The 26,737-nt window shown below is 48.3% G+C and carries 31 protein-coding genes; 2 read left to right on the top strand and 29 right to left on the bottom strand.

The genetic code is table 11. The annotated features are described in order from the left end of the window. Positions 1-4: 4 nt before the first annotated feature. The 29 genes from HMPREF9446_RS16765 to HMPREF9446_RS16625 all read right to left on the bottom strand — a co-directional run bounded on the left by HMPREF9446_RS16765 (position 5) and on the right by HMPREF9446_RS16625 (position 25,595). Positions 5-913: a fimbrillin family protein gene (locus HMPREF9446_RS16765; RefSeq protein ID WP_005816138.1), complete on the bottom strand. Its 909-nt coding sequence runs from the start codon at positions 911-913 to the stop codon at positions 5-7. 66 nt (positions 914-979) lie between these two features. Further along, the gene (locus HMPREF9446_RS16760) at positions 980-1,633 is read right to left on the bottom strand and encodes an Lcl C-terminal domain-containing protein (protein WP_005816136.1); all 654 of its coding nucleotides are present in this window, start codon (positions 1,631-1,633) and stop codon (positions 980-982) included. Positions 1,634-1,641: 8 nt separating this feature from the next. Continuing rightward, positions 1,642-2,115 (bottom strand): hypothetical protein, encoded by a 474-nt coding sequence (locus tag HMPREF9446_RS16755; RefSeq protein WP_425285375.1) that lies wholly within the window; start codon positions 2,113-2,115, stop codon positions 1,642-1,644. Between the two features lie 71 nt (positions 2,116-2,186). Further along, positions 2,187-3,032 (bottom strand): conjugative transposon protein TraN, encoded by an 846-nt coding sequence (gene traN, locus HMPREF9446_RS16750; protein WP_005816133.1) that lies wholly within the window; start codon positions 3,030-3,032, stop codon positions 2,187-2,189. A gap of 69 nt (positions 3,033-3,101) precedes the next feature. Then, positions 3,102-4,244: a conjugative transposon protein TraM gene (gene traM / locus HMPREF9446_RS16745; protein ID WP_005816128.1), complete on the bottom strand. Its 1,143-nt coding sequence runs from the start codon at positions 4,242-4,244 to the stop codon at positions 3,102-3,104. After that, positions 4,228-4,647, bottom strand: a complete 420-nt coding sequence (locus tag HMPREF9446_RS16740; protein ID WP_005816127.1) for a hypothetical protein — start codon at positions 4,645-4,647, stop codon at positions 4,228-4,230. The genes traM and HMPREF9446_RS16740 overlap by 17 nt, the downstream gene beginning before the upstream one ends. A gap of 12 nt (positions 4,648-4,659) precedes the next feature. Next, the gene (gene traK, locus HMPREF9446_RS16735; protein ID WP_005816126.1) at positions 4,660-5,274 is read right to left on the bottom strand and encodes a conjugative transposon protein TraK; all 615 of its coding nucleotides are present in this window, start codon (positions 5,272-5,274) and stop codon (positions 4,660-4,662) included. Between the two features lie 3 nt (positions 5,275-5,277). Continuing rightward, positions 5,278-5,679 carry a hypothetical protein gene (locus HMPREF9446_RS16730; protein WP_005816123.1) on the bottom strand — a complete coding sequence of 134 codons (402 nt, stop codon included), beginning with the start codon at positions 5,677-5,679 and terminating at the stop codon, positions 5,278-5,280. Positions 5,680-5,744: 65 nt separating this feature from the next. Continuing rightward, entirely contained in the window at positions 5,745-6,875 is a 1,131-nt protein-coding gene (locus HMPREF9446_RS16725) for a hypothetical protein (protein WP_005816122.1), read from the bottom strand. Further along, positions 6,875-7,276: a hypothetical protein gene (locus HMPREF9446_RS16720; protein ID WP_005816121.1), complete on the bottom strand. Its 402-nt coding sequence runs from the start codon at positions 7,274-7,276 to the stop codon at positions 6,875-6,877. The genes HMPREF9446_RS16725 and HMPREF9446_RS16720 overlap by 1 nt, the downstream gene beginning before the upstream one ends. A gap of 15 nt (positions 7,277-7,291) precedes the next feature. Next, positions 7,292-8,122: a phage antirepressor gene (locus HMPREF9446_RS16715; RefSeq protein WP_005816120.1), complete on the bottom strand. Its 831-nt coding sequence runs from the start codon at positions 8,120-8,122 to the stop codon at positions 7,292-7,294. Between the two features lie 43 nt (positions 8,123-8,165). Next, positions 8,166-8,930, bottom strand: coding sequence for a DUF5045 domain-containing protein (locus HMPREF9446_RS16710; protein ID WP_005816119.1), 765 nt, complete (start codon positions 8,928-8,930; stop codon positions 8,166-8,168). Between the two features lie 27 nt (positions 8,931-8,957). Continuing rightward, complete coding sequence (locus HMPREF9446_RS16705) at positions 8,958-9,683, bottom strand: hypothetical protein (RefSeq protein ID WP_005816118.1); 726 nt, start codon at positions 9,681-9,683, stop codon at positions 8,958-8,960. A 14-nt stretch (positions 9,684-9,697) separates the two neighbouring features. Then, a complete protein-coding gene (locus tag HMPREF9446_RS16700) occupies positions 9,698-12,238 on the bottom strand; it encodes a hypothetical protein (protein ID WP_005816117.1) in 2,541 nt (846 codons plus the stop codon). 220 nt (positions 12,239-12,458) lie between these two features. Next, positions 12,459-15,164, bottom strand: a complete 2,706-nt coding sequence (locus tag HMPREF9446_RS16695; RefSeq protein ID WP_008021336.1) for a TraG family conjugative transposon ATPase — start codon at positions 15,162-15,164, stop codon at positions 12,459-12,461. A 122-nt stretch (positions 15,165-15,286) separates the two neighbouring features. Next, a complete protein-coding gene (locus HMPREF9446_RS16690; protein ID WP_005816074.1) occupies positions 15,287-15,586 on the bottom strand; it encodes a DUF4133 domain-containing protein in 300 nt (99 codons plus the stop codon). Positions 15,587-15,634: 48 nt separating this feature from the next. After that, a complete protein-coding gene (locus HMPREF9446_RS16685; protein ID WP_007837354.1) occupies positions 15,635-16,000 on the bottom strand; it encodes a DUF4134 domain-containing protein in 366 nt (121 codons plus the stop codon). A 58-nt stretch (positions 16,001-16,058) separates the two neighbouring features. Further along, positions 16,059-16,391: a DUF4134 domain-containing protein gene (locus HMPREF9446_RS16680; protein WP_005812854.1), complete on the bottom strand. Its 333-nt coding sequence runs from the start codon at positions 16,389-16,391 to the stop codon at positions 16,059-16,061. Further along, complete coding sequence (locus HMPREF9446_RS16675; protein ID WP_005812857.1) at positions 16,388-16,840, bottom strand: hypothetical protein; 453 nt, start codon at positions 16,838-16,840, stop codon at positions 16,388-16,390. Before HMPREF9446_RS16675 ends, HMPREF9446_RS16680 begins: the two co-directional genes overlap by 4 nt. A gap of 221 nt (positions 16,841-17,061) precedes the next feature. After that, on the bottom strand, positions 17,062-17,832 hold the full coding sequence (locus HMPREF9446_RS16670; RefSeq protein ID WP_007837351.1) for a metallophosphoesterase: 771 nt from the start codon (positions 17,830-17,832) through the stop codon (positions 17,062-17,064). Further along, positions 17,829-18,608 carry a hypothetical protein gene (locus HMPREF9446_RS16665; RefSeq protein WP_005812861.1) on the bottom strand — a complete coding sequence of 260 codons (780 nt, stop codon included), beginning with the start codon at positions 18,606-18,608 and terminating at the stop codon, positions 17,829-17,831. The genes HMPREF9446_RS16670 and HMPREF9446_RS16665 overlap by 4 nt, the downstream gene beginning before the upstream one ends. Beyond that, a complete protein-coding gene (locus HMPREF9446_RS16660; RefSeq protein ID WP_005812863.1) occupies positions 18,596-19,567 on the bottom strand; it encodes a hypothetical protein in 972 nt (323 codons plus the stop codon). Before HMPREF9446_RS16660 ends, HMPREF9446_RS16665 begins: the two co-directional genes overlap by 13 nt. A gap of 156 nt (positions 19,568-19,723) precedes the next feature. Continuing rightward, positions 19,724-20,623: a toprim domain-containing protein gene (locus HMPREF9446_RS16655; RefSeq protein WP_005812865.1), complete on the bottom strand. Its 900-nt coding sequence runs from the start codon at positions 20,621-20,623 to the stop codon at positions 19,724-19,726. A gap of 200 nt (positions 20,624-20,823) precedes the next feature. Beyond that, positions 20,824-21,930, bottom strand: coding sequence for an AAA family ATPase (locus HMPREF9446_RS16650; RefSeq protein ID WP_005812867.1), 1,107 nt, complete (start codon positions 21,928-21,930; stop codon positions 20,824-20,826). Positions 21,931-21,932: 2 nt separating this feature from the next. Beyond that, positions 21,933-22,274, bottom strand: a complete 342-nt coding sequence (locus HMPREF9446_RS16645) for a helix-turn-helix transcriptional regulator (protein WP_005812869.1) — start codon at positions 22,272-22,274, stop codon at positions 21,933-21,935. A gap of 43 nt (positions 22,275-22,317) precedes the next feature. Further along, the gene (locus HMPREF9446_RS16640; protein ID WP_004320284.1) at positions 22,318-22,686 is read right to left on the bottom strand and encodes a helix-turn-helix domain-containing protein; all 369 of its coding nucleotides are present in this window, start codon (positions 22,684-22,686) and stop codon (positions 22,318-22,320) included. 133 nt (positions 22,687-22,819) lie between these two features. Continuing rightward, positions 22,820-23,374: a hypothetical protein gene (locus tag HMPREF9446_RS16635; protein ID WP_021935591.1), complete on the bottom strand. Its 555-nt coding sequence runs from the start codon at positions 23,372-23,374 to the stop codon at positions 22,820-22,822. A gap of 410 nt (positions 23,375-23,784) precedes the next feature. After that, positions 23,785-25,032: a site-specific integrase gene (locus HMPREF9446_RS16630; protein WP_005812874.1), complete on the bottom strand. Its 1,248-nt coding sequence runs from the start codon at positions 25,030-25,032 to the stop codon at positions 23,785-23,787. Next, positions 25,029-25,595, bottom strand: coding sequence for a hypothetical protein (locus HMPREF9446_RS16625; protein ID WP_005812876.1), 567 nt, complete (start codon positions 25,593-25,595; stop codon positions 25,029-25,031). The genes HMPREF9446_RS16630 and HMPREF9446_RS16625 overlap by 4 nt, the downstream gene beginning before the upstream one ends. 317 nt (positions 25,596-25,912) lie before the next feature. Here HMPREF9446_RS16625 and tnpA point away from each other — a divergent pair, with 317 nt between their 5' ends. Both tnpA and tnpB read left to right on the top strand, forming a co-directional pair. Further along, positions 25,913-26,236 carry an IS66 family insertion sequence element accessory protein TnpA gene (gene tnpA, locus HMPREF9446_RS19490; protein ID WP_410510783.1) on the top strand — a complete coding sequence of 108 codons (324 nt, stop codon included), beginning with the start codon at positions 25,913-25,915 and terminating at the stop codon, positions 26,234-26,236. Between the two features lie 17 nt (positions 26,237-26,253). Further along, entirely contained in the window at positions 26,254-26,511 is a 258-nt protein-coding gene (gene tnpB, locus HMPREF9446_RS16620) for an IS66 family insertion sequence element accessory protein TnpB (RefSeq protein WP_245532302.1), read from the top strand. Positions 26,512-26,737: the final 226 nt, after the last annotated feature.

The raw sequence follows: 26,737 nt of genomic DNA, 5'->3' as shown, positions 1-26,737 counted from the left end.
AGTTTTATTCGTAGCCGTTGATGGTCTTCTCAGACTCTACTGTCCACGGAGAAATAGTTGCAGATATGACCTCCAAGGTGTTGCGTACAGGCTTCAATGAATAGCTGTAGGAATGACCCGCTTTCCACGTGTCGTTTGTGAGGAATACGAAGTTCTCCCCATTGCTGAGTTGCAATGTCATGTCTGGCATAACCTGTGCAGGAACATAAAGCGTATATTCCATGTGGTCACTTTGTGGGTCGCCGAAATAATAGGTCGTCACCGACTCGTCACTGCATTCTACCTTTCCGGTCTTGATGTTGAAAGTACCGCTGTCAAAATAACCGACGAACGTGAGTAGGCTTCCTGCAAAATCATTGGTGGTGAAACCGTATTCTGGTGAGGTATAGACCTTGATGATGACACGCACCATCTGATGGGTGAAGTTCAATGTAAGGCTCGGATTGGCGTATGATGCCGCTCCACTGGCAAACAGAAAATCATTGACCTTCTGCTCACTCTGTACAGCTGCCTCCGGCACTTGGAACTCTATGAGGTCGTTGGTAGGATTTGCCGTATAGGGATAGTAGGCATTGAAGGTGTGAGTGTCTGTGTCCGTGAAAAACACCTTGTTGGCTGACACAAACTGATTCGTGCCGCCGCTTCGGGTGAACTTCATATTGTTGATCATCCCTGTGGAAGAGATGCCAATCATATCATTGAGTTCCCACTGGTTGTCAACGGCTCGTGTGGAAACGGCAGGTTGCAGCATCTCCAGATTGGTGAATACCTGAAGCTGCTTGGTTGATGTGCTGTCGGTCACGACCACAGAACCTCCGCCACCGGGCAGGTAAATCTCATTGACGATGTCTTGGTCACAGGACGTGAGGAGCATGGCTCCAAGTCCCAACATTAGAAACAAATTCTTTTTCATGCTTTTTCTTTTTTAATTGTTGTACTTTGATGATGATACGGGTGATACTCGATGTCTGTATATGGGCTAATCCATAATCGTGATGATGGGTCTCGCCTTATGCGGCTGCCACTTGGGAGTCTCCTGTATGGCACCGCTTCCCAGTGAGTAAAGCCATGCCTTGGCGGTCGCTTGTCCTTCTACCTCCGTTGAAGTCCAATACCAACAGTCATCATCCTCATCGGGGATAGGTGTGCCGCCGCATTTCAGGATGTATGGGTTGATGATGTCCTTGGCATGATAGAGCAGACGCATCTGTGCCACACTGGGGATATAGGCACTTTGCCCGTAACGCCACATGTCGAAGACACGCTCAGCCAAAGGCGACTTCACATCGGTCGTGCCATAAAGGGCAAAAGTGTTCTTGTTGCCGTCGTAGGCGGTGAGGTCACAGGATGTGTCCTGTTCCACACCGATACTGTCAGCAAAGGCTTCGGGAGCGATGTCCCACAGATAGACGGCATATCCGTTTCCCTCCATTTCTTCCCTCTGATTGACGTTGAACACCACTGCAATGGCTTGCTTGCACGATTGCTCGTAGGTTTCGTAGGGCATCACCTTGCCGTCAGTGGTCAAGATATGGGTGACCTTCATGGCTGTGTCGGGAAAGTCCTGATGCTCGTCACAGGCAGTCAGCAACACCGTTGCCGCAACTGCCAAGATTGAAAACAGTTTCTTCATACGCATAGTCATTTTACAGGAAGTTTCACACCCAGGACAATACCCGTTCTGAACAGGTCTTCACCCTTGATCATCACATCGGTCTTCACCTGCCAGAAGAGCTTCCAGCCGTGTCTGAGTGTATAGTTTTGCTCATAGCCGAGGTGGATGCCACCCAAGAACCTGTCAGTATCGCTACCTGCCGATGCTCCTATGCGCATGTTGCCATGGTGGTTGCGTCCTCTTGCCACACAGGGCTTATAGGCAAAGCCGAAACCATAACTGCGGTAGTTGTTCCAAAAACTCTCAGGACAGACATGACCGCACGATGCGCACTCGTTCCACTTGATATATCCGTTTGCAAAATACTCCCACGCATTGTGGTACTTCGTCTCATACTCGTAGGACAGCGTCACGTCCAGTCCTCGCTCATACAGGCATCCGAACCCCAAGGATATGCGGTCGCTATTCTGCTGCGCCATTGCCGGAGTCATGCTTGCCATAAAACAGATGACAACGAGTAAGGTATGCACAAGCCAATTCCTCACTCCTAATTCCTCATTCCTAATTCTCATTATTCCTCCTCCAACAGTATATGGTTAAACGAATCGGCAGACAGCACATCCTCATAGTCGATGCTGAGCGAGATGGTGCGTCCACTTATCTGTTTTTCCGACAGCTCGATGGTCAGCACCTTGTCGTTGGGGAAGGTCATCTTCTTCACCACAATCACGTTGCGATAGCCATACTTGAAGGTCTTCGCATCGTCCAACACAAGAGATGGGGTCAGTTCCACTATCTGCGCATTGGTAGCCTTGCTCTGCTTCTTGTCCGATAGTTTGATGCGCATCTCGTCGATGTCGAAGCGGATGTTGGTCTTGTTCTCCACGGAGAAGTCGATGAAGAAATATTCGCCCACGCTGTAGATGTTGTTCAGGCGCATTACCATGCGGTGCATCTTCGTCGCCACGTTGCGGTATTTGGCAGACGATGACCATATCTGACGTGCATACTTGGTCATGTCGGCAGTGGACAGGCTTACAGCGGGATTGTTGTAGGCATTGCGCTCCGAGCATTCTATTTCCTTATCGGTTACTGCCTCCTGCATCCTCGTGGTATAGAGCAGTGCATACTGCGTGCGGTAGCGTTCCGTCACGATTGTCACTATCGCCAACACCTCACCGTCGGCATACACGTTGTCCTTCGGCTTCAGGCGGATGGTGTTGTTGATGGGTTGGTCGCCCACCACCTTGTCTGTGGATATATCGACAAAGCGGATGGGTTCGGAGGCGGTGATGACGGTGGTCACTTGGTCGTTGACCGTCAGCTGCTCCATCTCCATGTAGGTGGTCTGCGCCTTGGCTGAAAGCACGCTCAGCGAAAGCAATGCACAGACATTCATTTTCTGAAAACAATTCATATTAGTTGATTTTTTGATGTTTATACTCTATGAGCCACCGTTCCCGACAATTCCGTTGTCGGGCAGTGTCTATTTCCTTTTCTCTTTCCCATTTACAAGGTAAACAAACGTCCCATACTTCAGCTTCACTTTGTTCTTCTTGATAGCCTTGCTGATGGCATTGCTTGTCTTCTGGTAGGCATTGGTCACGGCTTGCATTCCCCATTGCGAGAAACTGTTGTTCGCTCCACTCTGGTCGATGTTCATGTTGCTCTGCATAGCACCGCTCGCCACATCTTTCGTGGTCTCACGGAACTGGCTGCCGGGGACATACAGTCCCTCCAGTCCGTCCGTGTCATAAAGCGAAAGCGAAACCTTTATCAGCTCGTCATCCACAAGGATGGAGTTGATGCTACCCTTCACTCGCTGCGAACCGAAACCGCTCATGGTGGCATAGAGGTACGACCCTTTCTTCACCACGGTCTCACCAATCTCAATATCGTCCAACAGTCTCAGCCGCACCCTCGACCCGTCCGTAGCCTTCACGTCCTCGTCAATGATGGCCTTGATGAGCTTTGGCTCATGCTCGTTCTGCGTCAGGGTGTTGAAATAGTCCGAAGTCACCTTCACCTTCTTCACCACCTCCTGTGCCTTGTCCTCCTCGTCCAGTGCCTTCACCGCCTTGCTGTCCTCGGCAATCTGACCTTTCACCTCAATCTGCTCCTTGGGAGGCCCAGCCTGTGTGGTATCCTGGGCCACGGGGGCAACTGCCGCCTGTCCTCTCAGCCTCGCTTCGGCGAGTGCCTTGTTGAGTGCTTCGAGTGCTTCCGCTTCTCGCGCCTTGGCATCGGCCACTTCGGCTGCATCGTCCTTCTCTTCTGCCTGACGGACGAGTTCCGCAAGGTCTTCTTCTGTGTACTTGGATTCATACGCTTCTTTCTCTTCTTCGTTGTCACGCTCAATGTTATCAACAGCCGAATAGTCTGCTATGCGACCATACGACTTCGCCATGTTCTCATACTTGCCACCGATGCCGTCACCATTCTTAATCTGCGCTCCGGGCAGGTTGGGGTTCAGAAACTCGGTGGTCTGCAGGTTCTTGTCCTGCGTTTCCGCCACCTCCGTATTGAACATGTCAAAGACAAAATAGCCTGTGGCAATCAACGGGATGTACACGATGGCTGGCAGCATGTACTTCGGCTGACGGAAGTTTATCTTATCTGTTATTCTCATCGCTGTCTGATTTTGATGTTACTGACTTGTCTCGATTCTCCTCGTTGGTTCGATGCGTCACGGGAGGAGTGATGCAATGGGCTGCATTCATCATCTGCTTCATGCGCCCTTCCTGCCGCTCGATGGCACTTGCAGCCTCCGTCCGATGACCGTAATACCGCACCATCCTGTAGATGTTGATGCCGAAGCACGTGGCGACAAAGCCGAAGACGATGACGAGAAACAGCGTCTTGTGGGCATTGGCAAAGCCTTGCACCTTAGCCGCCGCACGGTCTATCCTCGCGGTCTTGGCAAACTTGCGCCCTGCCGCCACCTCCTTCTCATACCGCTTCTTGTACTTGGGGTCGTTCTTGTCGGGCATATCCTCGCCCACAAGCATCCGTCTGATTCCTTTTACACTCATACCGCTAGGATATTAGAAGTTTGACTTCGACTTCTGCTCAATATCCTTGTTGAGCAAGGTTCTCCAGTTCGTGATGAGCAGTCCATGAGGATTGTTCTCCGTCCTCGGCACGCGCTTCACCTGTCCCGCCGTCACCAATTCACGCATCAGAATATTGCTCCTTCGCTCTATCCTTTGCCTACCGTAGTAGGTGAACTCCATCTTCTCCTTGTTGAACTTGATGCTGTCGCAAAAGATGCTGAACACGGCACTCGTACCCATGATATTGTTGTAAAAGCCCTTTTCCTTCAGCGTATTGTACTGCGCCAAACCAGTTTCATCGACCAAATACATCGCCTTCTCCATCGAATAGCGGATGTACTTGTCATCGGGAGCAAGCGTAAAGAAGTAATGGTGGAACATCTCGATATGGCTCTTTGCCTCCACATCCAGCGTTTCCTCCATCGTGGTGCGGTTCACCAGTATGGGCACGTTGCCGTCCAATACATACACCTTTTGCTGCGCGTCCGTCACCATGCAGCGCGCCGTCCAGATGCTCGACACCGAGATGATGATGCAGCCCATGAGGAACGCAGAGCAGATGATGCCCACCAGCTTGATTTTGTTTTCTAAGTTCTTGATTACCATACGTTACTGCTTGTTTGAGGTCTGATTTCTCTTCATTCTCACATATTCACGGTGCAGGATGGTGTATATGTCCTTCTCAACTTCTTCCACCAGTTTGGCGTAATACTTGATGCAAGCCTCTACGTAGATGCCTTCGTATTTCAGTTGGATCCACACCCACCAGATGTCACGTTCACGTCTCCGTCGATTTCTGTAGATTTTGGCACGATGCAAGCGATAACTCAGGTAATCTACCATAGGCACTACATACTCGTCGTTATCCTCAAAGCCTTCTGCCATCTCCTCATACTGTGGGTCGATGTAGTTGTTTTCGGAATTGAAAAACTCTTCCTTTGCACGCTTGTTGGCAAACGCCATGAATTTCTCATCTTTGAGCCAACGCTCAATTTCATTTTTTGCTTTCATTTTTCTTGATGGTTACTTTTATTTGTTTCAATAGGAGGTGCGGTGACTCACCGCACACTCACATGTTATCTCATCACGGTCGCCATGGTTCCCGTAGCCGTCATCTTGGCTTGTTGTGCCACGCCCTCGCCGAAGTTTCGGGTTGAGAAGGCGGTGTCGCCCTCTGGTATCATCCATGCCGCAAGGTCGGGCACGAGGTTCAGGCATTTCAACGCCACGATGCTCGCTGCCATCAGATAGCCTGCCGAGAAGAACGAGTTTTGCAGATAGGCTGCCATCGTCTGCTCACTGGCGGTGATGGCCGTCAGGTTCTCTACCTGTATGCAGAGCACAATATCAAACAGCAACAGGACGTAGAAACCGACGAAGTAGAGCATGGCTCCGTAGAAATGAACTGTCAAATAACGGGTTAGCCACTTCGCCCACGCTCCTTCCCACTTGGGCAGCAACGAAAATGCCCATTGTATTGGACCGAATATAGTGAGCATTCCGAGCAATATCTGCTGACAGTATATCGTCGCCCACCAACCGATGCGGAACACGATCAGGGCTATCAGCATCACTATCTTGTCGATGCCCACCACGGCCCCTGCCGTCAGTGAGGTGAACCACAGTTTGCTGGCATCCTTCTCCATGTTGGTCACTTCGTCCACGCCCGTCTGCTCCATCGTCGCCTCTATCAGGTTGGGGTCTGATGTGCCCTTATGCGCCACGTCTGCCTGTGCCTGGAGGTCAGTGTACATCGAGTCCCTGACATATACCAACTGCTGCACCTCCTCAAACTTGTCGGAAATTTGGGTCGCCTCTGCCTCATAGAGGTCGTGGGTGTAACTGCCGATGCAATTGGGAATATAGGATAGAAAATCCAATACGCACCAGCTGCTGCCGCTGTTGGTCATGCCTGTGTCAGCAGGTGGGTACCACCAACAGAGGATGATGCTCACCACCAAGGGCTTGAACAGTTTCATCACGTCCAACGGTTCGTTCTTCACCATCATCTTGTAGGCCATGCTTGCCGCCACGATGATAGAGAACAGTGCCGCCAATGCCATACACATTTGGAGGATCCACCAGAACGGCCCTTGTGAGCCTGTGAAGGTGGCATCGGTCAGGAACTCGTTGGTCTGGAATATCACATCGTCAATCTCCTCTTCGAGGATGTTGATGCCGAAATCGCTGAGTATGTTGTCTGCCATCAGTGCCTGGTTCTATTGTTGATAATCTCTTTGATAAACTCTATGCCTTTCGGTGTCCATGACAGATAGAAGTGGTAGAAGCAGCGCATCCTGCCTGTGACATATACCGCAATGCCCTTGTCCTGAAGGTCTTCACGCAGTTTCCACATTCCATATTCCTTGGTGATGATGCCTTCCTCTTTGAGGGTCTTCACAATCTTGCCGTAGTAACTTCCGACATATTTGTGAAGCTTTGACATTGAAACTACCTCTAAATCAGATGGCATATAATGCTCATCAACGATGGGTGTCCTGCCGATAACGCTGATTCGCTTCGGCATCCTTGACATCTCCAACTGCCACTTGCCGTTTTTCCTCTTGGCGGCATAGAGACGTAACTGTATTTTTGATATTGATTCCATAGCTATTTCTTTATTTTATGTTCTTTCGATAACAGGAATGACTCCCACGCTCTTCAGTTTCTCATAGAGGAAGCGGCGACCTTTCTGTGTCCATTTGGTGTTCATGCGCACATCCTCCGTACCGTCCTTGTGTTTAATGAGGTAGGTCTCGCTGGTCACATAACCGCAGTCCTTGTAGTCGGCATACAGAATCCACTGCTTGCCACGCTGATACTGGATGTTCATCTCCTTCAGACGTCGGTTGAAGCGGATGGACGACTCGCCATAGTCCTGTGCTATCTGTGTGACCAGGACACTGCTCTTCGTGGCAAGGATGATGTCAAGGTAACTCACCTTGTCCTTCATCTCCGTCACCTCCTGTTGCAGGTCATCCACCTTGGATCCCAACTCAACGATGCGTGTCCTTTGGTGTTCACACTCCTGTTCGACAAGCAGACGCTTTTGTCGTTCTTCCTTCAGATTGACTGCTAACCGTATCAGGAAGTCTGGCTCTGCCAATGCCTTCTCGATGGTCTGCTGTGTCATATAGGCACCATGCTTGCGGATAGAGGGGAGCACCTCCGATGTCACCCACTTGCGGAAACGTTTGGCTTCGGGTTTGCGACTGTCAAGGATGACATCATACAGTCCGTCTTCATTGATAAAGTTTGTAACCTGTTCTCTTCCAAGACTATCCGAGATGGGGTACTTTGAAAGTACATCATCCGAAAGTCGTTGTACCAACTTGCTGGTTTTTAGTCCAAGAACTCTTGCCACATCAGCCAAACAGAACAAGGGTTGCTCTGGTGTTCCTGTGGTTCGGACTGCTCCAAATTCCTCGTTGTTGAAAATCTGAATATCGTTCATATCTCTATGCTGTTTTGTGATTATTTCTTCTCTTCCCTTATTTCTATCTGTTCACACTTTCTTCACCCTCACCGCTGTTGGCATCATCGCCGTCAGTGCCTGTCGAGCTCCTCACGCCCTTCATGTTTTCCTGCCAACGGCTCTTGGCATCGCTGATGATGCTGCCTTTATGTACTACACGGTCGTTGGTGGCTGCCAAGAGGGCGGTAGTCTGGCTTTGGGTGTTGAGCTGCACAAGGTATTTCAGTAGTGTCTCGTTCTGTGTCGTCAGGTCGGCATAGATGCTAAGATACTGCCGCTTTCTCTGTGCATTGGGCATATAGGCATCCTTGGTGGCTTTCACGGCACACTGGTACATATTGTACAGTTCCTCCCACCGACGCTTGTCGTTGATGGTGCCTCCTGTAGGGATGATATGGTCTATGTTCGCCTTCATCTTGTCCAACTGACCGTTGATCTTGCTGCTTTCGGCAAGCCAGGCGAGGTCTATCTGTCGGTCGGCTACGTTCAAGGCTTCCACCTCAGCACGCTTGGTGAGGGCAGAGTCTATCTTCTCCGCATCATCTACTTGGTTGTAGAGGTTGATGCCGGCAAGAGTGCGGAAACCTAACTTGTTCTTCTCTGCCGCTGTCTTCTTATAGTTGTTATGTAACAGCCAATAATAGAACTCAGGGGTGAGAGAACCGCCACCTGTCTCCATCACCGTTATCTGGTTCTGCTTGGAGGAGTCGTGGTTGTAGGTCACGCTCTGGGCTGTGGCTTTGATGGTGGTTGCTACCGCCATGATGAGTATCATTGTCTTCTTCATGTCCGTTCTTCTTTTGTTTACAATCCGTCAATAGTCAAGTTTTCCTGCCACTTTCCATCGGCTGAAGGCATCTTCCAGTATCTCTTCCTTCGTCCTCGTCCGATACACCTTCTCCTTCCAATAGCCCATGCGCAGCTGCACATACCGCCATGTCTGGAAGTAGGCTTGGTTCAGATGTTTTTCTATCAGGTCCAACGAATTGTTGATATTGTCCAACACCATCAGCAGGTCGGAAGTTGAACAGGCTGCCGCTCCTGTGGCATACAACACGAGGTCGTTGACGCTATGGTAGAGTTGGCTTCCTTCGTTGTATATGTTGTCGATGGCTTTCTTGTTGATGCTGATGAGCATCGTGTCAGCCAGTTCGATGTGTTTCCGCTTGATGACCTTATCATTGAAGTCCTCCAACAGGTTCTTGTAGTCACTGATGCGGTCGCTCACCGTCTGGTAGGTGCTCTTCACGTTCAGCACCGTGCGCAACGACTGGTACATCACATCGATGATGTCGAAGGCCCGGGTGTATTTGTCCAAATCCACATTCAGTTCCTTGTATTTGCCCACCTCTTCACTGCTGTATTCATGCAGCAGTTGATTGCTGTACTCCAAAGTGCTGCGTGCCAGCAAGAGGCTGCGCTGCTTCTTGTGGTCGTTGATGTATGCTTCCACCGATACCGCATCGAATCCCCATTGCGCCAAGGCTGTATTGGGGAAGAGGGTAATCAGCAGGAGAGCTATGATGATGGTATGTCTCATTCTCCGTTCCTCCCTCAGTTTTCGTTCTCGTTATCTTCACCATTCCCTCTGTTAGGGTCTGCATTCTCTCTCCATCGCTCGTAGCACTCTTCAATGAGTGTCCTTCTGCGACCTTGGTCTGCGTCGATTGAAGGAAGAATGTCCTTCAGCACGTCAATGATGCTGCGCTTGTAGTGCATCATTTTTTCTAATGATACCAAGTCGGCGTAAATCTTGGTGATACGGCTATCTACTTCACGGGCTATCTCCAGACGGTCGCTCGACCAGAGCAGGTGTATTACATCGTCATTGTCGGCGGTCTGGGTTGCCTCGCTCTTGGCATATTCTGTGGTGATGCTGCACGACGGGAACTCCTGGGCTATCTCCGAGATACGGCTGTTCACCTGCCTCGTCTTCTCCTCGTCAGAGGCATTCGGGTCAAGGGTCAGCACATCCACCACCTGTGTGTCGGTGTATTCCGAGGTCAGCTCCCACGATATTTGCAGTATCGCACGGTGTATCTTGATGCCAAGGAAGTACTTGGGCTTCCTTGCAATGGACAGTGTCGCCTTGAAGGTGATAATGCCGTTGATGTTGGGCATGGTGGCAGTTCGGACGTAGGTGTAGCCGTTCCACGAACCGGCACCTTGCCACGTGAGATTGTAGGCTGACTTCACATCCTGCATGATGGCAGGGATGCGGTAGTAGTCATCGGTGGAGGTGGCATTGTCGTTAGCCGCCTCGCTCTTGGCATTCTGTATGTCTGCCAACTGCTGCTGCCATGTCGCCAATTCCTTCTTCAGGTTGTCTATCTTCGTCTTGTTGACATTATGTTGCTGCCGCAAGGCAGGGGCTTCCTCCACAGAGGCATTGGCTATCTGCGTGAGCAGGTTCCTGTTCTCTGTCTCCAACTGGCTTATCTGCGCCTCCAACAGGGCTATCTTGCTATTCGCCTCACGTTCCTTCTCGTCCAGTTCCGATAGGTCGAGATTATTTTCTGATACGCTTGTCCTCATGGCGCATTCCTTGCTGTGGGCATTGAGCGAACCGCCGCACTCACGGCACTTGTACTGCGTGCTGCCCTGTCCGAGGGTGACACCGTCCGAACAGGTGACGCTGATGGTCACGCTCTCCACGCCCTTCAGTTTGGCGGCATCGGTGGCTTGATAGTAACGGCGTGCGTCACTGCCGATGTAATAGACATAGCCCTCCTCGTTGTCGTTATACTCCGAGAGACGTGCCTGCAACTGACGCTTGAAGGTATTCAAGTCCATGCTGTAGGAGTCGAAGACATCCTCATACACCTCTTCCACGTTGTTCCAGCTCTTGGTAACGTGTATCTCGTAGGCGTAGGCCTTCTTGGTCTGCTTGCCGCCACGGCTGATGATGTACGACGACATCCAATAGTTCATCGTATAGGTGAAGCCGTCGCTCTGGGCGTTGAGCTGCTGCACACGGCTGCGGCTCCATCCGGCATGGTTCTCCGAGTTGGCCAGTATCTGCTCTCGCTGCGTGCTGTTAGGGTAGAAGTTGGGGTCGGAGGTGTTGATACGATACCAATGGTCACCGTTCAGAATACTGTTGTCATCGGTCGGCGGATAGTAGTCACAGAGGCTTACGCTGCCTTGGTCTCGTCGGGCAATGTACCAACGCTGTGTATAGTAGTTGCCCTGCGTCTCGCTCAGATAGTCTGTCATCCACGAGGTGATGTTGTAGTTGGAGAGGTCGAAGAGGGCTGCCACGTTGTCCTCGCCACCCACCAGACTAAGGAGTGTGCTGCCGATGCCGTTCTCTGCCTGTTCATAGAGGTCATGGTAGTTGTCATAGATGTCGATGATTTTACTCACCTTGCCATTGAAAAGGTCGTTGAAGGCACTCTGCTGCAAGAGTGCGCCTGATGCCCCGTTGATACCTGCCGTCGCCAACGATGCTCCCATATTGTAAAGCGTCTCGATGTCGGCGGTGAGGTTCTCCACGGTGAAGTTGCCGGGCACACTGGCGATGTCATCCAACAGCTGCTGCCAATCTACATTGCCTATCTCCGAGAGTTTGAGGATGGCGGCTATCTCTTGGTTGATTTCCAAGAACTGAATGTCGGCAAAGGTCAAGCTACTGTTGGTCACGACACTCTCAAACTGCATACACAGCGACTTTGTGTCGGCGCATATCTTCATCAGGTAACTGCCCCAGTAGAGGGCGGTCTGCGGACTTTTCAGCATCATTCCTGCCACCGTCCATATCTTGGGCATAATCTTGTTCGCCACCATATTGTGGATGCGGCGGTAATAGTAGTTCTCCGTGCTACTGCTCCAAATGCCGAGGTCGGTGAATGCCTTGCGCTCCAAGAACTTGGCAGCGAAGATGCCGGCAGTGGCAACCTCTGCGGCATTGTAGTGCTTCAAGATTTCGCCCACCTGCTCGTTATAATAGCTCTCTGCCATAGCTCCAGCACCGAATGCGGCAGCCATGGCGGCAACGATCTGCTTGTCGTAGTTCACGCTGTAATACTGCGCATGAACCCTTCCCACGACAAGTGTAAGACACATATATATTATAATAAGGTATAAACGTCTCATTGCTTCACTACTTTACGTTTTTACTACTTTCAGTTTCTACTATTCCACTACTTTACTACTTGTAGTATTTACTATTGGTAGTATTCACTACTAATCGTATTTACTACTAATCGTAAATACTACCCAGCCACCGTTCCCGAAAGTTTTGCTTTCGGGCATCTGGGCTTTACGTCTATTCCGGGATTTCCGTTTCCATCAATCAGCCCCCGTGCTCGCCGTGTCAGCGGCGAGTGGCTCCATCGTCCGTCAAATTGAGCACATGCCCCGCCTCATTGACCTTCTGCGCAAATGCCAACGACTTCCCGATGCCACTGGCATCCCAATCTCTGCAATACCGCTCGATAGCCTCCTGATGTCTGCACTTCAGTTCATGCTTATAGAGTTTCAATGCCTCCTTCTCAGCTCGCTCGGTGGTGTAGGTCATATAGCACTCGTGCGGCTCCTCCACACCATACACTCCGCTCGTCGATCCACGTCGGATAAACACCTCACGGAAGAAACTTCTTCCCTCCTTGTTATCCAAGCGGTTGACAGTGAATATCTTCTTGCAATCCACATCCGTCAATCCTAATATCGCCTTGATCTCGTCGAATCGCTCACGAAATTTGCTTTGGTCGAGCAGCATCACCACGTCGGAGTTGTTGATGATGGCTTCCTTCACGATGGGACTGCCGATGATGTCCTGTATCTCCTGTGTCACTACGCCCACGCTCGCCCAGAACTTTCGGGCTGTCTTGTATAGGTACTTGATGTACTCGGCCATCAGCGGCGAGGCGATGGCTTTCCATGCCTCCTCGATGACAAGGCACTTGCGGTTCTTCTTCAGGCGCATCTTCTGCAGGAACACGTCCATGATGATGAGCGTCACGATGGGGAAGAGCTGCTTGTTCTCCTTGATGGCATCCACCTCGAAGACGATGAAGGTCTCGTCGAACAAGGTGCTATCCACGTTCTCGTTGAGAATCTTGTCGTACTTGCCGCCACGGTAGAAGTTTTGGAGCATATAGGCGAAGTTGTCGCAGTCGATGGTGGTGATGTTGTTCTCGATGCAGATCTGGTCGAGACGCTCACAGGCGAACTCATAGAATGAGTCGAAGGAGAGGGTCTTCACGCTCAATGCCATGCGCCGTTCCTCCAGTCCCTTGATGAGTTTCTCCACCTTGTCGTGTATCTGCGTCAGCTCCGTGCCGCGCCGCTTCTCCATGGTGGAGAGGTTTTTTCTCAGTGTCTCCTTCTGTGAGGAAGGATAGGGCTGCACACCGTTGAAATAGAAATCGTAATACTCCGTCACCAACTGCTCCACGACACGGAACTCCAGTTCGGGTATCTGCGTCTCCGAGCCTTTCCATATCAGCAGTATCAGGTTCTTCAGGAAGTCTATCTTCTCAATGTTCAGCTCCCGCTTGCTGATGTTGAAGGGGTTCATGGTGATGGGCTTGTCCTCCGTATAGGCGATGTACTTGCCGCCCACATACTCGCAGAGTCCCTCATACGAGTTACCCGTATCGACCATGACGATGTCGGTGTTCTGCTCCCACAACTGACGCACCACGCTGTTCATGTGGAACGACTTGCCGCTGCCCGAAGGACCCAAACAAAAAAAGTTCGAGTTGTCGGTCAGCTTCTCCTTTCCCTCCTTTCCTGTGATGTCGATGGCTACGGGCACACCTTGGCGGTCGGTATAGTATATCTTCAGCGGGGTGTCCTCATTATGCACGATGCGCTCCTTGTACATCAGACAGGTGGCGGCATCGCCGAGGGTGAGGAATCGGTCGTAGTCGGCATTCATGCCATAGCAGTTGCCGGGGAAAGAGTTGACGAACAGCTCCAACTGGTTGTAGGCCCGCTTGCTGATGTGGATGCCCATGCGCGAGAAGGAGTTTTCGAGATGGTTGGTGCATTTCTGTATGTCGGTGTCGCCGCTCACTGCCACCACGAGGTTGTAGTGGGTATAGACGAGCTGCTTGCTCTCACGGGCTATCACCTCCTGCACACGCTTGATGTCCTCTACAGCCATCAGGTTGCTGGGGTTGGGCATGGAGGCATGGCGGTTTTTCTTCTTGTCGAGTAGGGCAAGCTCACGCTTCTGGTTGGGCACGAACACCATCTGGTTGAACACCACGCAGTCGGCTCCGGGCACGCTATCGACGATGCTCACGAGATCAACGGGCATACTGGTGTTGTTCACCTCGATATTTGCGTAGGGACGGATGACCGACGGCAAGTTGGCATAATCCACATCCACAAGGCTATACACCTTGCAGCTACGGTCCCCCATGCCGATGGTCTCGTCATCGACCTTGAAGTTGGTCATCGACACCACCTTGTCACGGAAGTTCATGGAGAAGAAACGGTCCACATACTCGCAGGCTTCCGTTTTGCCGAGGAATCGGGACTTCACGCCGGCATCCCTCAGCTGGTCGTGCACCTTGCGTATCTTCACCAAGAAGTCACGCCATTTCTTGTTGTCGAACGACATCAGACGGCTCTTCTTGTTCTCCTGTGTGATGGTGAGGTAGCAGACGCTGTCGGTAAAGGGTCTGCCGTTGAAATAGCGGAAGTAACTCTCGCTCAGGAACTCATGATTTCCACCGTTCTCTTCCTTGAATGCCTTCCTCACAAACACGTCCTGCTTGTGCAGCGCATAGCCTTCGCCCAAGGTCTGGGCAAGGGCGGCGAAGAGGTGGGTGAACTCATAGTAGGCCTCGATGTTGGCGGAATACTTCTGCACAGGGTTCTCCATCTTCAGAACAGCGGAGTATTCGCCCGTCTTGGTATAGAGCACGCCGATGCCATCCACTTCCTCGATGGAGAAGTAGATGTCCTGGAAGATGCGCTTGCGCTTCCCTCCCGTGCCGAATGCCTTGACACTGATGGCCATGCCCACGCAGATGGCTGAGAATATGAGTATGATGTATAGGGTCATTGTTCTTTTTCTTTTTTAATCGCAAAAAGGCGGGCGCACCCTCATGCGTGATGCCCCCACCTCCATTCACTTACAATCATTGATAGCTTTCCACTTGGACATAATGGATTCTCTTTTTTGTTTTACACTTTCTTTGAATAGGCATAGATGAATATGCCGTTGTCACTCTTCTTGCTGTGCAAGCCCTTGCGCTGCTTCATGACGATGAGAACGCCACCGACAGCTACGGCGAGGACTAGCAGCACGAGTCCTGCCACGAAACCGAAGATGCAGTAGCCGAGGATGAAACCCGCAACGGCTCCTCCTGCGGTGGCTGCCGCCCAGTAGATGTAGCGTCCCTGCAACCCGAAGAACTCCAATGGACGTTGCAGTCCCTTGAAAATGGGATAATCCGGAAAACGCTCTTGCTTTGTATCTGCCATAACTGTCAGTGTTTTAACGTTCTACATACTCACAATCTCACGCTGCGTTTAACCTCCAATGCCGAAGAACAGAGGCAGTGCCTGGGCTGCTGCAATGAGGAAAATACATGCGCCGACGACCATCATGATCTTCTTTTTCACGTCCTGTTCCTCGTTGTTCATGGCGATGTAAACGCTTATGGCTCCGACAATTGCAACGACACCTGCAATGGCATAGCAGAGCTTCACCACGATAGGTACATACTTGGCAATCTCCTCCGTCACTGTGGTAAGCGCGGTCGTTCCTGCCGAGTAGTCGCCGGCTGCGTTCTGTGCCATTGCTGCGGTGGTGCCGACAAGCAACATCAGGGCGAGCGTTTTCATGCGCTGTGAAGAGAAGAATCCCTTCACCTTCTTGTTAATCCTTTCAAACATTCTTTTTACCTTTTAATTTGTTACACTTTGAGTTATCTTATCTCGTATCACCTGTATCTCAAATCTGATAACCGAAGAAAGCGGGGAAGACGATGGTCGCTCCTATGAGGAACAGGCAGGCTCCCACCAGCATCATGATGTTCTTCTTCACTCCTTCTTCGCCCGTATTCATCTTTATATATATCTGCAAGGCGCTGACTATGACCACGATGCCCGCCACTGCATAGCACAGATAAACGATATAGAGCATCATCGTCACGGCATAGTCATGGGCACTCGCAAGTGCGTCCGCTCCCCAGCTGTAGTCCACGTTGCCACACTTAGCACTGGCCAGAGCTGGGGTTAAAGCGGCATATAATGATAGAAATGCACTTCTTGTTTTTGACATCATATCTCATTATTGAGTGATTCCACCTTGACCATGTCACGTCCATTGTGACGAAGACCGCGGGCGATGATGGTGTTGTTCAATTCTTCCGAATACATGGGGTCGGAATAGGTGGTATTCACTTCCTCCATCTTCTTCTCGATTGCGCTTTGTATCTTTTCAAGCACATGAGGCTTGCTCTCTTCCGCAGTGGCGGCTGCCTCCTCTGTAGGCTCTGCAAGCTGCTTCTCCTCGTAGGCTGTCTCATATTGGTTGTCGCCTACGCTGAAACCACCGTCGCTCTCGCTGACCGCTATCGACTCTTCCTCGTCGGTCATGTCACTGACATCAAACGACTCGCCCTGTGACTTCTCGTCCTTGGGCTTTCCGTACAGATCCTGCACGATGATGACCGTATAGTAGATGACATAGATTATGGTCACGACAATGGCGAATATTACAAATGACTTCATATTTTCAAGTTTGATTTTACTATGGTTTGGCTTATTGCCGATGCAAAGGAACTACCTTTTCTTCAATCTTAAACCGAAATGACTTTCCGCGGAGCCAAATCTTAACTCTAATTTTGATTACACTCGCAATCATACTCAAAAATCAAACTCGAAAGGCACAAAAAAAGCCCTTCCGATAGGGAAGAGCTTGTAAAGAGGGTGGATGAAAAAAATGTGGATGGCTATATGGTCAGGTACTTGCCATGGGAGAAGTCCTGATGTTCGTTAGAGAAAACATAGCCCAACTGGTTGGACAAGCATTGGGTGTTGCCTATCCTGGCATCGATGTTGGTGTGCGAATGTCCGTATATCCAATAGTCTATGCCGCTATCGGTGATATAGTCCTCCAACTCTACGGTGAACGCCACGTTTGCCTTGCTGCCTTGAAACTTTGGGTGGAGCATACGGAACGATGGTACATGATGGGTGACAACAATCTTATGGGCTGCTTGCGAATATGCCACTGCATCCTTGATAAAGGTGAGGCAACGTTCATGCTCAGCATTGAATTGGGCATGGGTCATCAGCTCACCTTTATATAATATACGGCGGAAGTCGCTTATCACTTGCTCGGTGAAGTAAGCGTCCTCCAAAGGAATCCTCGACCAAAGGGTGGAGAGGATGATGTCGGTGTCGCCAATCCTCGCAATACCGTTGTAGTGGCTGAATACATTGGGACGTACCTCCAAGAGATAGCCGTCGGGCAGTGTCGCCACATCATAATATTTGTAGAACTCATGGTTGCCCATGCAGCAATGCACCTCCTTGTAGTTCTCCGATGCCCAGTCCCAAAAGGGATGCTTGGAGTAGTTGTCATCGCCGAGATAGCCGATGTCGCCGGCAAGCAGCAGTATGTCGCCCGTCACCTCCAAGGGGTGGGCTTTCAGATACCGCCAATTGTCGGCAAACTCCAGATGCAGGTCGGATGCGTATTGTATCTTCATATTGGTCATGCTTCTATAAACAATTCATCCAGTTGATCTAACAGTCCGGTCACAAATGCCTCGTCTTGACCGAGTGACTTTGACAATGGTTCTGCGAGAGTTGACCAGTCGGCTCTGATGGAGGCGACAAACTCCCTTATACATGCCACTATTGAAGCAGGAGCCTCAATGTTGTCCTCAGTCATTATGACCACATTTTTCAGGATGTCCGAACGGTGCTTCTTGATGTCTTTGGTGTTCACATGCTTGCCGTCCCGCTTGTCTGCCATGAGATTTAGGTAGGCTCTTGCCTTCAGTGCTATCAAGGCAGCGGAATTGGCATGGCGTATGCCATCAGTCAGTTGGCTGTGTGCGATAGTAAAGTGATAGTAATCATCGTCCATGATGATGGCACTAAGACTCGACACATCTTCATCGGTCGGGATAGGTTCTATGACAAATCCCTTTGGCTCTCCAAGCACGTCGGGGTGGCGTGACAGCAGTTCTATCATCTCGGGATAGCCGTCTTTACCATCAAGGAAACGATACATTTCATACCTTGGTGGCTCACCAGCCTCCTGTTTCCTCTTTTCAGGTCGATAGCCAGCCTCCCGCACAAACTGCCAGAAGCGATTGGCGAAAGCCTCGGTCATGTTCTCTACGATGACTATCATGTCGATGTCGTGTGTGGCGCGTGGACGCACCACGGTATTGGTCATGGTGATGTCACAGGCTGCTCCGCCTATCACCACATAGTTTTCTGAGTATTCCGCAAATGCTTCACGGAACTTGACTAATCCTTCCATTTCTGTTCACTGATTATTCGTTCTACTTCTTTTTCTACTCTCGGATCATCATCATCTCTCAACGAAAGGACAAGGGAAAGGCGATCAACCCACTGGCTTTTGTCGCCCATTTTGCTGACAACAGGGTATTTCCATACCTCTATGATATAGTTGCCGTCATAGATGTTGGGATTCTCCATGACATCAGCCGACTTGACGGCACGATATTCCTTGCTTGTCATCATTATCATCTCTTCCCGGTCACGATTAAGCATGGAATAATGTGCCAGGGCATTGATGCCGCATACGGGGTATTCCGCATCCAAGCGTATGTCATCGCAAAAGATGCGGTTCTCCACAGGTGACAGCAAGACGTTCTGAGCCTTGTCCCACAGTTCCTTGCCCTTCAACTCGAAGTGTACCACCTTGCTGCGCTGTCCGTTCTGAATCTTTTGACACAGTCCTACATCTTCAAGACAGGTGACACCCAACGTGACGCTTTCGTAAGAATATGGAAGCAACGGTGCAATATCCCTTGGCGACATTCCTTCAATACTGCCCACCTGTAGGTGATAGAGTAGTATGTATTGCGCCACAGGGGTCAATACTTCGGCAATCTTCCTGTTGCTTGTCTTCTCCAATGCTATGATGCCTGGCAGATGGGCATATTCCTCGGACATGACAAAGAAGACTCCTTTGTCTGCCAGTCTGTGTCGCTCGTAGGTGGGTCCGGGCGCAAGGATAAACACCGCAGGCAGTCCCAGGGCTTCGGTCAACCGCTTGCCCGTGATGGCGCAAGTCCGTGGAGAGGGATTGCCCTTCTTGGGCTCAACGAACAGCAGGGGCGTGCCTTGGTATGTGCCATCATAGAAACGGTATGAGAGTTTCTCGCCAACCGTGATGCCTTTCAGGCTTTCCTTGGCACGAGGTTCCACCTCAAAGCGTCTGCCCAATATCCTTATTTCTTTTTTCAATTCCATTCTGCTACATTTTAATAATGTATTAAAACGATGCAAAAATAAGGATAATAATTGAGAATCAAGCATGTTTGGGCGAAAAAGTGCAGATTTGATATGTAATTTCAATGCATTTGAGCCATTTTTGCATCAAATGATGGTGTTTTCGTCTTTATAATGTCATTCAGATGCCGTTCGTTTCTTCCTCATCAGATAGTCGTTGACATCCTTGTAGTCGGCATATCTGAAGGACTCGTCCGTCACCCTGTACTCGAATACATTGCTGATGCTCTCAACCGTCTTGCGTCCTGCCTGGTCGTTGTCGAGGAAGCAATGGATGTGGGTGTAACGGTCAAGGTAATGCAATGCCTGTTTGAGGTTGGCGACTGAGTTCAGTATCATATAGTCGCAAGGGCTTTCAACGACAAACCATCGGTCTTGCTGTTTAACGAGGGTCATATAAGCAAGGAAGTCCATGAAGCCCTCAAAGACCAGACAACCGTTTTGCCACTCGTTGAACGTATGGGCAAGCAGGGTGATGTCCTTATGCCCGATGCAGCCCTTGAAATAGGGATTGCGCACCTCATGTCCTTCACTCAGATTGCCAAAGGCAATGCCATAGTAATGTTTTTGCTCAACCTTGTAGTGTATCTCCCTGCAATACATCCTGCCAATGGTGATGTCTATCCGTCGGCTACTGAAATAGGACAGCAGAGAATGGTTGCTCAGTGGGAGCAGCTTCACATCGTTCATCTTGGTTGTCGTGTATTCCTTGGCTGCGATAGCGGTCTCGATTGCCTTATCCACAGTGGCAATACTCTTGGACGCAAGGTAGGCAAGGGCATCGGAAACGGATTGTTTGTTATACATACGCTTTACCAGCTCCACAAGGTCACCGCCCTCCTTAATGGCGTAGTCGTACCACAGGTTCTCCTTCTTGCTGACCTTGAACGATGCGGTCTTCTCGTCCCTGAAGGGTGACAGATACCAGTAGGCATTGCCCTTCTTCTTTTTCAGCGTTACATTCTCCTTGTCTAAGAAGTCTATAATGCTCAGTTTCTTCGATTGTTCAATATTCATTGTACTTTCATTTGTTCGGTTTTACTTTGTCCATGGAAACAGTTTACTTTACCCTTTCTCCTATATAGGCACACCCGTAAACTAAACCATTTGCTAAACTACTTTTCCGCTTCCCAATTCAGCCTCCGATTTCGGTTTACTTTGGCCTTATTTCTTATATATAGGTACGGACGTAAACTAAACTGGTTTCTGAACTGTTTTTATTCCTCTTCATGGAACAGGTCAATCTCGGCAGGTGTATATCCGAAATAGTAATGATTATCCCGCTTCACTATGAGCTTTTGCTCGTTAATCAGGTATTTCAGCATTTTGATGATGACGCTTCTGCCACGCTTAAAGCCAATGTCTGCATAGGCTTGCGTTAATTCCTCCACCATGCGATCGAATCCTTTGATAGGTTTCTCCTTGAATGCAGCCGTCAGCGCCTCGTTATGCTGTTCGGATGTCAAGTCTTGGTAAGTAAACCTTGACGGTTGCTTGTCACCTTCTTCCTTCTCCGGCGTGTGCTCGACAATCTCTGGCAACCCTTCCTCATTGACTGTAAAGGCAAACGGCTTGAACTCCTTCTCACGGATGTGCATCGCCTTCACCTCGCTGATGTCGGGATTGGTGGTGCTCTTGGTGATGACAAGCACCGTCTCTGCCTTGTTGTTCATCTCCGTACCGATATGCCCGCGCACGTTATTGTCGCCCTTGTTCTGATGCAATACGCAATGGATGTGCAGGTCATACTTTGATGACCATTCCATCATCTTGTTGATGACCTCGACCGATTCTCCCGCATTGTTGATGTCGAGAAGCAGGTCTCTGATTCCGTCGATGATGACCAGTCCATAGCTTTGGTCTTGGGCAAGCGCATAGTCTATGACCTCTATCCTGACGGAGGGCGTGTACTCTCTCAGACAGATAAAGTCAAGGTTCTCGTTGTCGATGCTTGTAGGTAGACCAGCGAGCTTCAGGATGCGCTCCAGCACATTATGGCAGTGATAGCGGCTCTGCTCCGTATCTACATACAGTATCTTGCGTTTCCCCTCTGGCAGACTGGCGCGATAGTTCAGTACCTTGCCGTTGGCGAGGGAAGCGGCTACCAAGGCAGACACGTTGAAGGTCTTTTTCGCCTTTGCCTTACCAGTAGAAGCACTGAAGTTGCCCAATGTGGCTATGCTGGAATTATCAACCCATATAATCTGAGGAGGTGTTTTATAAGTATCTGTTGCCTTTATCAACGATTCGCTCAATATGCGATTGAGACGCTGTACTCCTTCCTCTTTTGAGTTAGGCTGTACATGTTTGTTATTTTCTTCCATTTTCATTCTTTCGGATTATCAATTTCTATTTTCGTTACCATTCCAATGACCTCTTGTTTGTTTTGGAGCAGCCACTTGTCGATTTCTTCTCTATTAAAATACAGCATTTTTCCCCTTGGCTTATAGTGTGGAACTTCTTTTGCGGCTGTAAGTTTGTATAGCAGGCTTTCAGAAACACCAATATACTTACATGCTTCGTCAAACCCCAAGACGGTTTTGGTCTGCTTGACCATCTTCTCCAATTCCTCGATTCGCTCTATTAGTTTGTCAATAGGTCCCAAAGCCTCCAAACTGTCTTCTATTGCGACAATTCGCTCATAGAGTCTAAAATGTCTTTCATTCATGTGTCACGTACCTTAATTAAATTGTTTACAGACAGTAGCACGGTTATATTAGCCGTCTATTCTTTCTTTGTGTAGATAGTACATATTCCTCTGCTTCTCTTTGAATCTCGTTCTTCGATTTGCCCTTGGTTCCTTGAAGCCATTCATCTATCTCAGATTTGAGGAACATGATGCGTTTGCCTCTCTTGTGAAACGGTATTTCCCGATTGCTTGTCCAGCAATATATGGTATGCTCTACCGGATGTGTTGGGAGATAAGCACATAATTCAGCAACCGTAAACCATGTTTCTTCTTTTTCTGATTGAACAAGTTCATATATACCATCAATCTTGTCTTCTAATGATGACAGCTTTTTCAGTACCCCCGTTATAGCGTTGGGAATATCTTCAAATCTTATACTATTTTCTTCCATGCTAATTATTTTTTATGATTTTTGATGCAAAGTTATGGGGAGACTGTCACTAAATAGAAAAAGTAACGTGATAGTAAGGCAGTATCAACCAAACTATCACGTTTTTACTTTCATTTAGCAGAATTATTGTGATTTATTCCTCTCTTAATATCTGTTCGATGGATTTGCAGATGGCATATTGACTTGCTGTCATGGAAACGTTTCTTCTTATCCTTGAAAGAGAAGAGGAAAGACAACTTGAAGTTATGAATTTCTCTGTTCCATCCTTTTTGATACTGGTTAAGAAGCGACCTTCTCCCATGACATATTGCCAATTATTGTTTATCAAATGGTATTGAGCCATAGCGTCAAACAGTACGGCTACATTACGTACATTCTTTACACGGATAGATGCGTCCAAGTCGCACTTGAATAGGCGACACAACTCGCTACGCACATCACTGTTGTCGGCAAAATCAAATATGTCGTGACTTTGGACAAGTTCTACCAACAAATCCATCTGTCTGTCTGACAATTGGCATCCCAAAGTGAGGATGGACGATTTCTTTCGGGTAAGGATTGGCAGACCAGTACCCACATGTTGAAGAAACAACTCAATAAGTTCCTGCTTGGAATAATCTTCTTTTTTCTTGATTATTGACACACACTTAGAGTCTCTAAACAAAGTACCAATAATGCCAATTGCCATCTGTCGCGAGTTCTTACAACGTGCACAATCACAGTCAATATATTGGTGACTGCGCTCAAATAGTTCTATGAAGTACTCTGTCTTCATATGATTCTTTTCAGCTTGAAGATACCAACTTCTTGCGATCTCAAACAACTCATACAGTTCTCTGTAGAAGTCTTCTGTACACTCCACATGTTTGTGGACACGCTTGCTCTCTTCAAAAAGAGAGAAGCCAAAAAAGGCTGTCTTTTTTCATTTTTATCTGTTTATTGTTATAAATGTTTGGTTTCCACGAAAGGTTAAAGTGCCAAAACAATAGCATCATTACATAGAATGTTGAAAATGAAAGGCACTAAAAACCACCTGTACAATAAAGGACTTATTGATACAAGTGGTCTTCTATACTAAGTGCTTACAAATGATAATCACTATTCATCTATGTCCAACTTAAAAGCTTCTGTAGCTTCATCTTTCTTCTTGTCAATTACTTTTGCGTAGATTTGCGTGGTTTTTACATTGGTATGCCCTAACATTTTGCTTACGGTATATATGTCTGTACCGTTAGCCAATTGTAACGTTGCATAGGTGTGGCGGAAGCAATGAAAGGTGATGTGCTTGGTAATCCCTGATGCTTTTACCCACCGTTCCAAAGGCCTAGATATCCATGAAGGGTCAGGCAGTCCGGCAAACACCAACAGTTCTCCGTCTTTCTTGCGCTCACCGCAAAGCTTGTATGCCTGTGGCGATATAGGCATGTATTCAACGCCCTTAGTCTTCTGCTGAGTGAAATTGAGACGGTACCCACCATTGTATTCTTCAACCTCTGACCATTTAAGCTTTTGAATATCGCTATGTCGCATTCCTGTCAGTGCAGAGAACAAGGCTGCCCGTTTTAGTATATCATCACACGGAGTCTTTGCCAATATATTAAGTTCTTCCAGTGACAGATACTCTCTTCGAGCACTCTGAAACATGATATTTTTAGCCTTGGCAGCAATATCACAATTCAGATAGCCATCCACGAAAGCTTGTTTGAGTGCCGCCTTGAAGATAGAGAAGTACGTCGATGCCGTATTCCTTGAAATAGTTCCTTTCTTAGAACCACCCTGCGGTGCCTTTATCAAGAAGGAACGGAATGCCTCAATATACTTCATGTCAATCTGCGAGAACTGTATGTAGTCACACTTGGCAAACATTGACAACAGTGTGTGCAATCTGCGCCAGTTGACAACTATCGATTCTGACGCAGTTTCCTCTCTTTCTTTGATTAACTTCTCAATATACTCCAGAACATTGCATTTTGAGCGTTCGCTTTGTTCTGCCATTTCCATTTGCTGGTCAGTAAAGAGAGCCATGTTGTCGTACTCTTTTTGACGCAGGACTCGAACGCCATCCGCATAAAGGCAAGTTTCCATATCTTGCTTGGATTTACACTGAATAACGCCATTGTCATCTCGCTTGGGCTTGTACTTTATTCTACCAGCAACGGCTCGCTCGCTTCGTCGTTTATCCCATATAGGGGTAGTAATAGACCTCCTGAGATATTCACGCACTCGTTTGGGTTTGTCATTTCCCGTCTCATAAACAGGATAAGCTTCAAGATAGATGAACCACTCATCTCTCCACTCACTTTTCTTTAATTTGACGGAGACTTTAGTATAATCTAATCTTTTCATAATGGTTTTATATCTTTATAAAGTTTGTCTATTGATTCCTTGTGAGCATACACATAATTACCGATTTGCCGGGTCGGTATTGAGTATTTTCGTATATGAGCATACACGGTGCTGTCATCCAGATGAAATTTCTTGGAAATCTCACCTATTGTATAGCAATCCTCTGGTTCCATGCGGTACATGGTAACTGGTTTCCTTGGCTTGGTGTCAAGCGGAGACTGTCTTAACGGAAACAGATTCATTAGTTCTCCTTTGCATACAAGTCGTATTCCTTTCTCTGGCTCAATGAAGGAAATCTTTTTCATGTAGATGAGCCTATAAATGGTTGAGCGGCTTGCACCAAACATAGCATACGCTTCCGTTATGCTGATATACTCTTTAGACTTGGGCATATTGCTTACAATCTTGTCCAGTTCAAGTTGGCGTTTTTCTTCATCATGCTTACGCTTCCACGCCACCTTGGAGCATTTGGGTGAACAATACCAGGACTCCAAAGTCCTTGCGAAGAACTCTTCTCCGCACACAGGACATTTCCGTACTATCTTATACTTTGCTACTGCCATAATTCATTCATTTTGTAGTTCTTAATATCTATTCTTCTCATCATATCTACTTTTTCTTACAGGTACAAATAAGGTACAGATGTTTATAATAATAACGCAAAGATAGCAATATTATTGTGTACGGCCAAAAACAAGAAAAGCGTGTAACTCATTGAGCTACACGCTTTCCATTTGATATTGTATTCTTATTTCTCTATGTGCTTATTTCACTTCCCAAAAGTAAGCATCCGATAAAGTGCACATTGTAAATCCAAGAACTCTTCTATTACTTTGCTAACCAAAAACCATGAAACGTATAATGAAGTAAAGAAGAGTTCCTGGCTGTTTATGAGAGGCAACAATCCAGTGGTTTAACGATACGTGATTTCTGTGAGAATGAAGCATATTCCGCATCCTGCTTTCATTATTGGAAAAAGAAGTTCAGTCTAAGTCGTGACTATACCAGTAATCTGAATAAAGTTCTTGATAATACATTCATTCCTCAAAACCAGCATCACAGTAGCAATCATCCATCCGGTCCGACTGCTGACATGACAATAGAATTTCCATCCGGTATCAAGATTCATCCGGACAGTCATGGAAATCCGGAGCTGCTATTAGGACTCATTCATAAGTTATGCGACCATGTTCTGCCTGAATGATTCCGATGCAATTTCCTATGTCCCGACAAGACGGATATGCGCAAAGAAATCAACTCCTTTGCGGAGTGGTTCATGACTGGATGGGATATGATGTCCGGCTCGGTGATGTTTTTATCTTTATAAACCGGAGCAGAACGACCATGAAGCTTCTTCATGCTGAGGACGAAGGCATGGCGCTCTATGTAAAACGTCTGGAAGAGGGTACGTTCCGGTTGCCAGCCTATAACAGTGAAAGCAGATCTTATCCTATGTGGAATGGAGAGACTTGGTCCTGATGGTAGAAGGTATCAGAAACAATCCGAACGAGAGGTTAAGGAGGTTGAAAGCCGGCAGAAAAGATGGTTTTTATTGAAAGAATTCAGTTTCTGAATAACAGATGCGTCGAAGGATTTGTTGTGATTTGCCTTCATTTTAGTATCTTTGAACCATTGGAAACAGTACCGTCTGACAGGTTTTGCTTATCGGTTCGGTTGTGATTTGCTTTCATTTTAGTATCTTTGA

This window comes from Bacteroides fluxus YIT 12057 (assembly GCF_000195635.1).
Taxonomy (GTDB): Bacteria; Bacteroidota; Bacteroidia; order Bacteroidales; family Bacteroidaceae; genus Bacteroides; species Bacteroides fluxus.
Note: the sequence above shows the minus strand (reverse complement) of the source record. Positions and strands in the feature narration are given on the sequence as shown.

What these genes read in the sequence shown, in the direction of transcription:
- HMPREF9446_RS16740 (WP_005816127.1), bottom strand. Translation starts at nt 4,647, where the DNA reads ATGAGTGTAAAAGGAATCAGACGGATGCTTGTGGGCGAGGATATGCCC.
- HMPREF9446_RS16635 (WP_021935591.1), bottom strand. Translation starts at nt 23,374, where the DNA reads ATGGCAATTGGCATTATTGGTACTTTGTTTAGAGACTCTAAGTGTGTG.
- HMPREF9446_RS16710 (WP_005816119.1), bottom strand. Translation starts at nt 8,930, where the DNA reads ATGAAGAAGACAATGATACTCATCATGGCGGTAGCAACCACCATCAAA.
- HMPREF9446_RS16690 (WP_005816074.1), bottom strand. Translation starts at nt 15,586, where the DNA reads ATGGCAGATACAAAGCAAGAGCGTTTTCCGGATTATCCCATTTTCAAG.
- HMPREF9446_RS16720 (WP_005816121.1), bottom strand. Translation starts at nt 7,276, where the DNA reads ATGGAATCAATATCAAAAATACAGTTACGTCTCTATGCCGCCAAGAGG.
- HMPREF9446_RS16665 (WP_005812861.1), bottom strand. Translation starts at nt 18,608, where the DNA reads ATGGAAGGATTAGTCAAGTTCCGTGAAGCATTTGCGGAATACTCAGAA.
- traK (WP_005816126.1), bottom strand. Translation starts at nt 5,274, where the DNA reads ATGGTAATCAAGAACTTAGAAAACAAAATCAAGCTGGTGGGCATCATC.
- HMPREF9446_RS16630 (WP_005812874.1), bottom strand. Translation starts at nt 25,032, where the DNA reads ATGAAAAGATTAGATTATACTAAAGTCTCCGTCAAATTAAAGAAAAGT.
- HMPREF9446_RS16675 (WP_005812857.1), bottom strand. Translation starts at nt 16,840, where the DNA reads ATGAAGTCATTTGTAATATTCGCCATTGTCGTGACCATAATCTATGTC.
- HMPREF9446_RS16700 (WP_005816117.1), bottom strand. Translation starts at nt 12,238, where the DNA reads ATGAGACGTTTATACCTTATTATAATATATATGTGTCTTACACTTGTC.
- HMPREF9446_RS16640 (WP_004320284.1), bottom strand. Translation starts at nt 22,686, where the DNA reads ATGGAAGAAAATAGTATAAGATTTGAAGATATTCCCAACGCTATAACG.
- HMPREF9446_RS16680 (WP_005812854.1), bottom strand. Translation starts at nt 16,391, where the DNA reads ATGATGTCAAAAACAAGAAGTGCATTTCTATCATTATATGCCGCTTTA.
- HMPREF9446_RS16655 (WP_005812865.1), bottom strand. Translation starts at nt 20,623, where the DNA reads ATGAATATTGAACAATCGAAGAAACTGAGCATTATAGACTTCTTAGAC.
- HMPREF9446_RS16725 (WP_005816122.1), bottom strand. Translation starts at nt 6,875, where the DNA reads ATGGCAGACAACATACTCAGCGATTTCGGCATCAACATCCTCGAAGAG.
- tnpB (WP_245532302.1), top strand. Translation starts at nt 26,254, where the DNA reads ATGTCCCGACAAGACGGATATGCGCAAAGAAATCAACTCCTTTGCGGA.
- HMPREF9446_RS16730 (WP_005816123.1), bottom strand. Translation starts at nt 5,679, where the DNA reads ATGAAAGCAAAAAATGAAATTGAGCGTTGGCTCAAAGATGAGAAATTC.
- HMPREF9446_RS16645 (WP_005812869.1), bottom strand. Translation starts at nt 22,274, where the DNA reads ATGAATGAAAGACATTTTAGACTCTATGAGCGAATTGTCGCAATAGAA.
- HMPREF9446_RS16660 (WP_005812863.1), bottom strand. Translation starts at nt 19,567, where the DNA reads ATGGAATTGAAAAAAGAAATAAGGATATTGGGCAGACGCTTTGAGGTG.
- HMPREF9446_RS16650 (WP_005812867.1), bottom strand. Translation starts at nt 21,930, where the DNA reads ATGGAAGAAAATAACAAACATGTACAGCCTAACTCAAAAGAGGAAGGA.
- HMPREF9446_RS16765 (WP_005816138.1), bottom strand. Translation starts at nt 913, where the DNA reads ATGAAAAAGAATTTGTTTCTAATGTTGGGACTTGGAGCCATGCTCCTC.
- HMPREF9446_RS16685 (WP_007837354.1), bottom strand. Translation starts at nt 16,000, where the DNA reads ATGTTTGAAAGGATTAACAAGAAGGTGAAGGGATTCTTCTCTTCACAG.
- traM (WP_005816128.1), bottom strand. Translation starts at nt 4,244, where the DNA reads ATGAGAATAACAGATAAGATAAACTTCCGTCAGCCGAAGTACATGCTG.
- HMPREF9446_RS16670 (WP_007837351.1), bottom strand. Translation starts at nt 17,832, where the DNA reads ATGACCAATATGAAGATACAATACGCATCCGACCTGCATCTGGAGTTT.
- traN (WP_005816133.1), bottom strand. Translation starts at nt 3,032, where the DNA reads ATGAATTGTTTTCAGAAAATGAATGTCTGTGCATTGCTTTCGCTGAGC.
- HMPREF9446_RS16715 (WP_005816120.1), bottom strand. Translation starts at nt 8,122, where the DNA reads ATGAACGATATTCAGATTTTCAACAACGAGGAATTTGGAGCAGTCCGA.
- HMPREF9446_RS16695 (WP_008021336.1), bottom strand. Translation starts at nt 15,164, where the DNA reads ATGACCCTATACATCATACTCATATTCTCAGCCATCTGCGTGGGCATG.
- HMPREF9446_RS16755 (WP_425285375.1), bottom strand. Translation starts at nt 2,115, where the DNA reads ATGGCAAGCATGACTCCGGCAATGGCGCAGCAGAATAGCGACCGCATA.
- HMPREF9446_RS16705 (WP_005816118.1), bottom strand. Translation starts at nt 9,683, where the DNA reads ATGAGACATACCATCATCATAGCTCTCCTGCTGATTACCCTCTTCCCC.
- HMPREF9446_RS16760 (WP_005816136.1), bottom strand. Translation starts at nt 1,633, where the DNA reads ATGAAGAAACTGTTTTCAATCTTGGCAGTTGCGGCAACGGTGTTGCTG.
- HMPREF9446_RS16625 (WP_005812876.1), bottom strand. Translation starts at nt 25,595, where the DNA reads ATGGCAGTAGCAAAGTATAAGATAGTACGGAAATGTCCTGTGTGCGGA.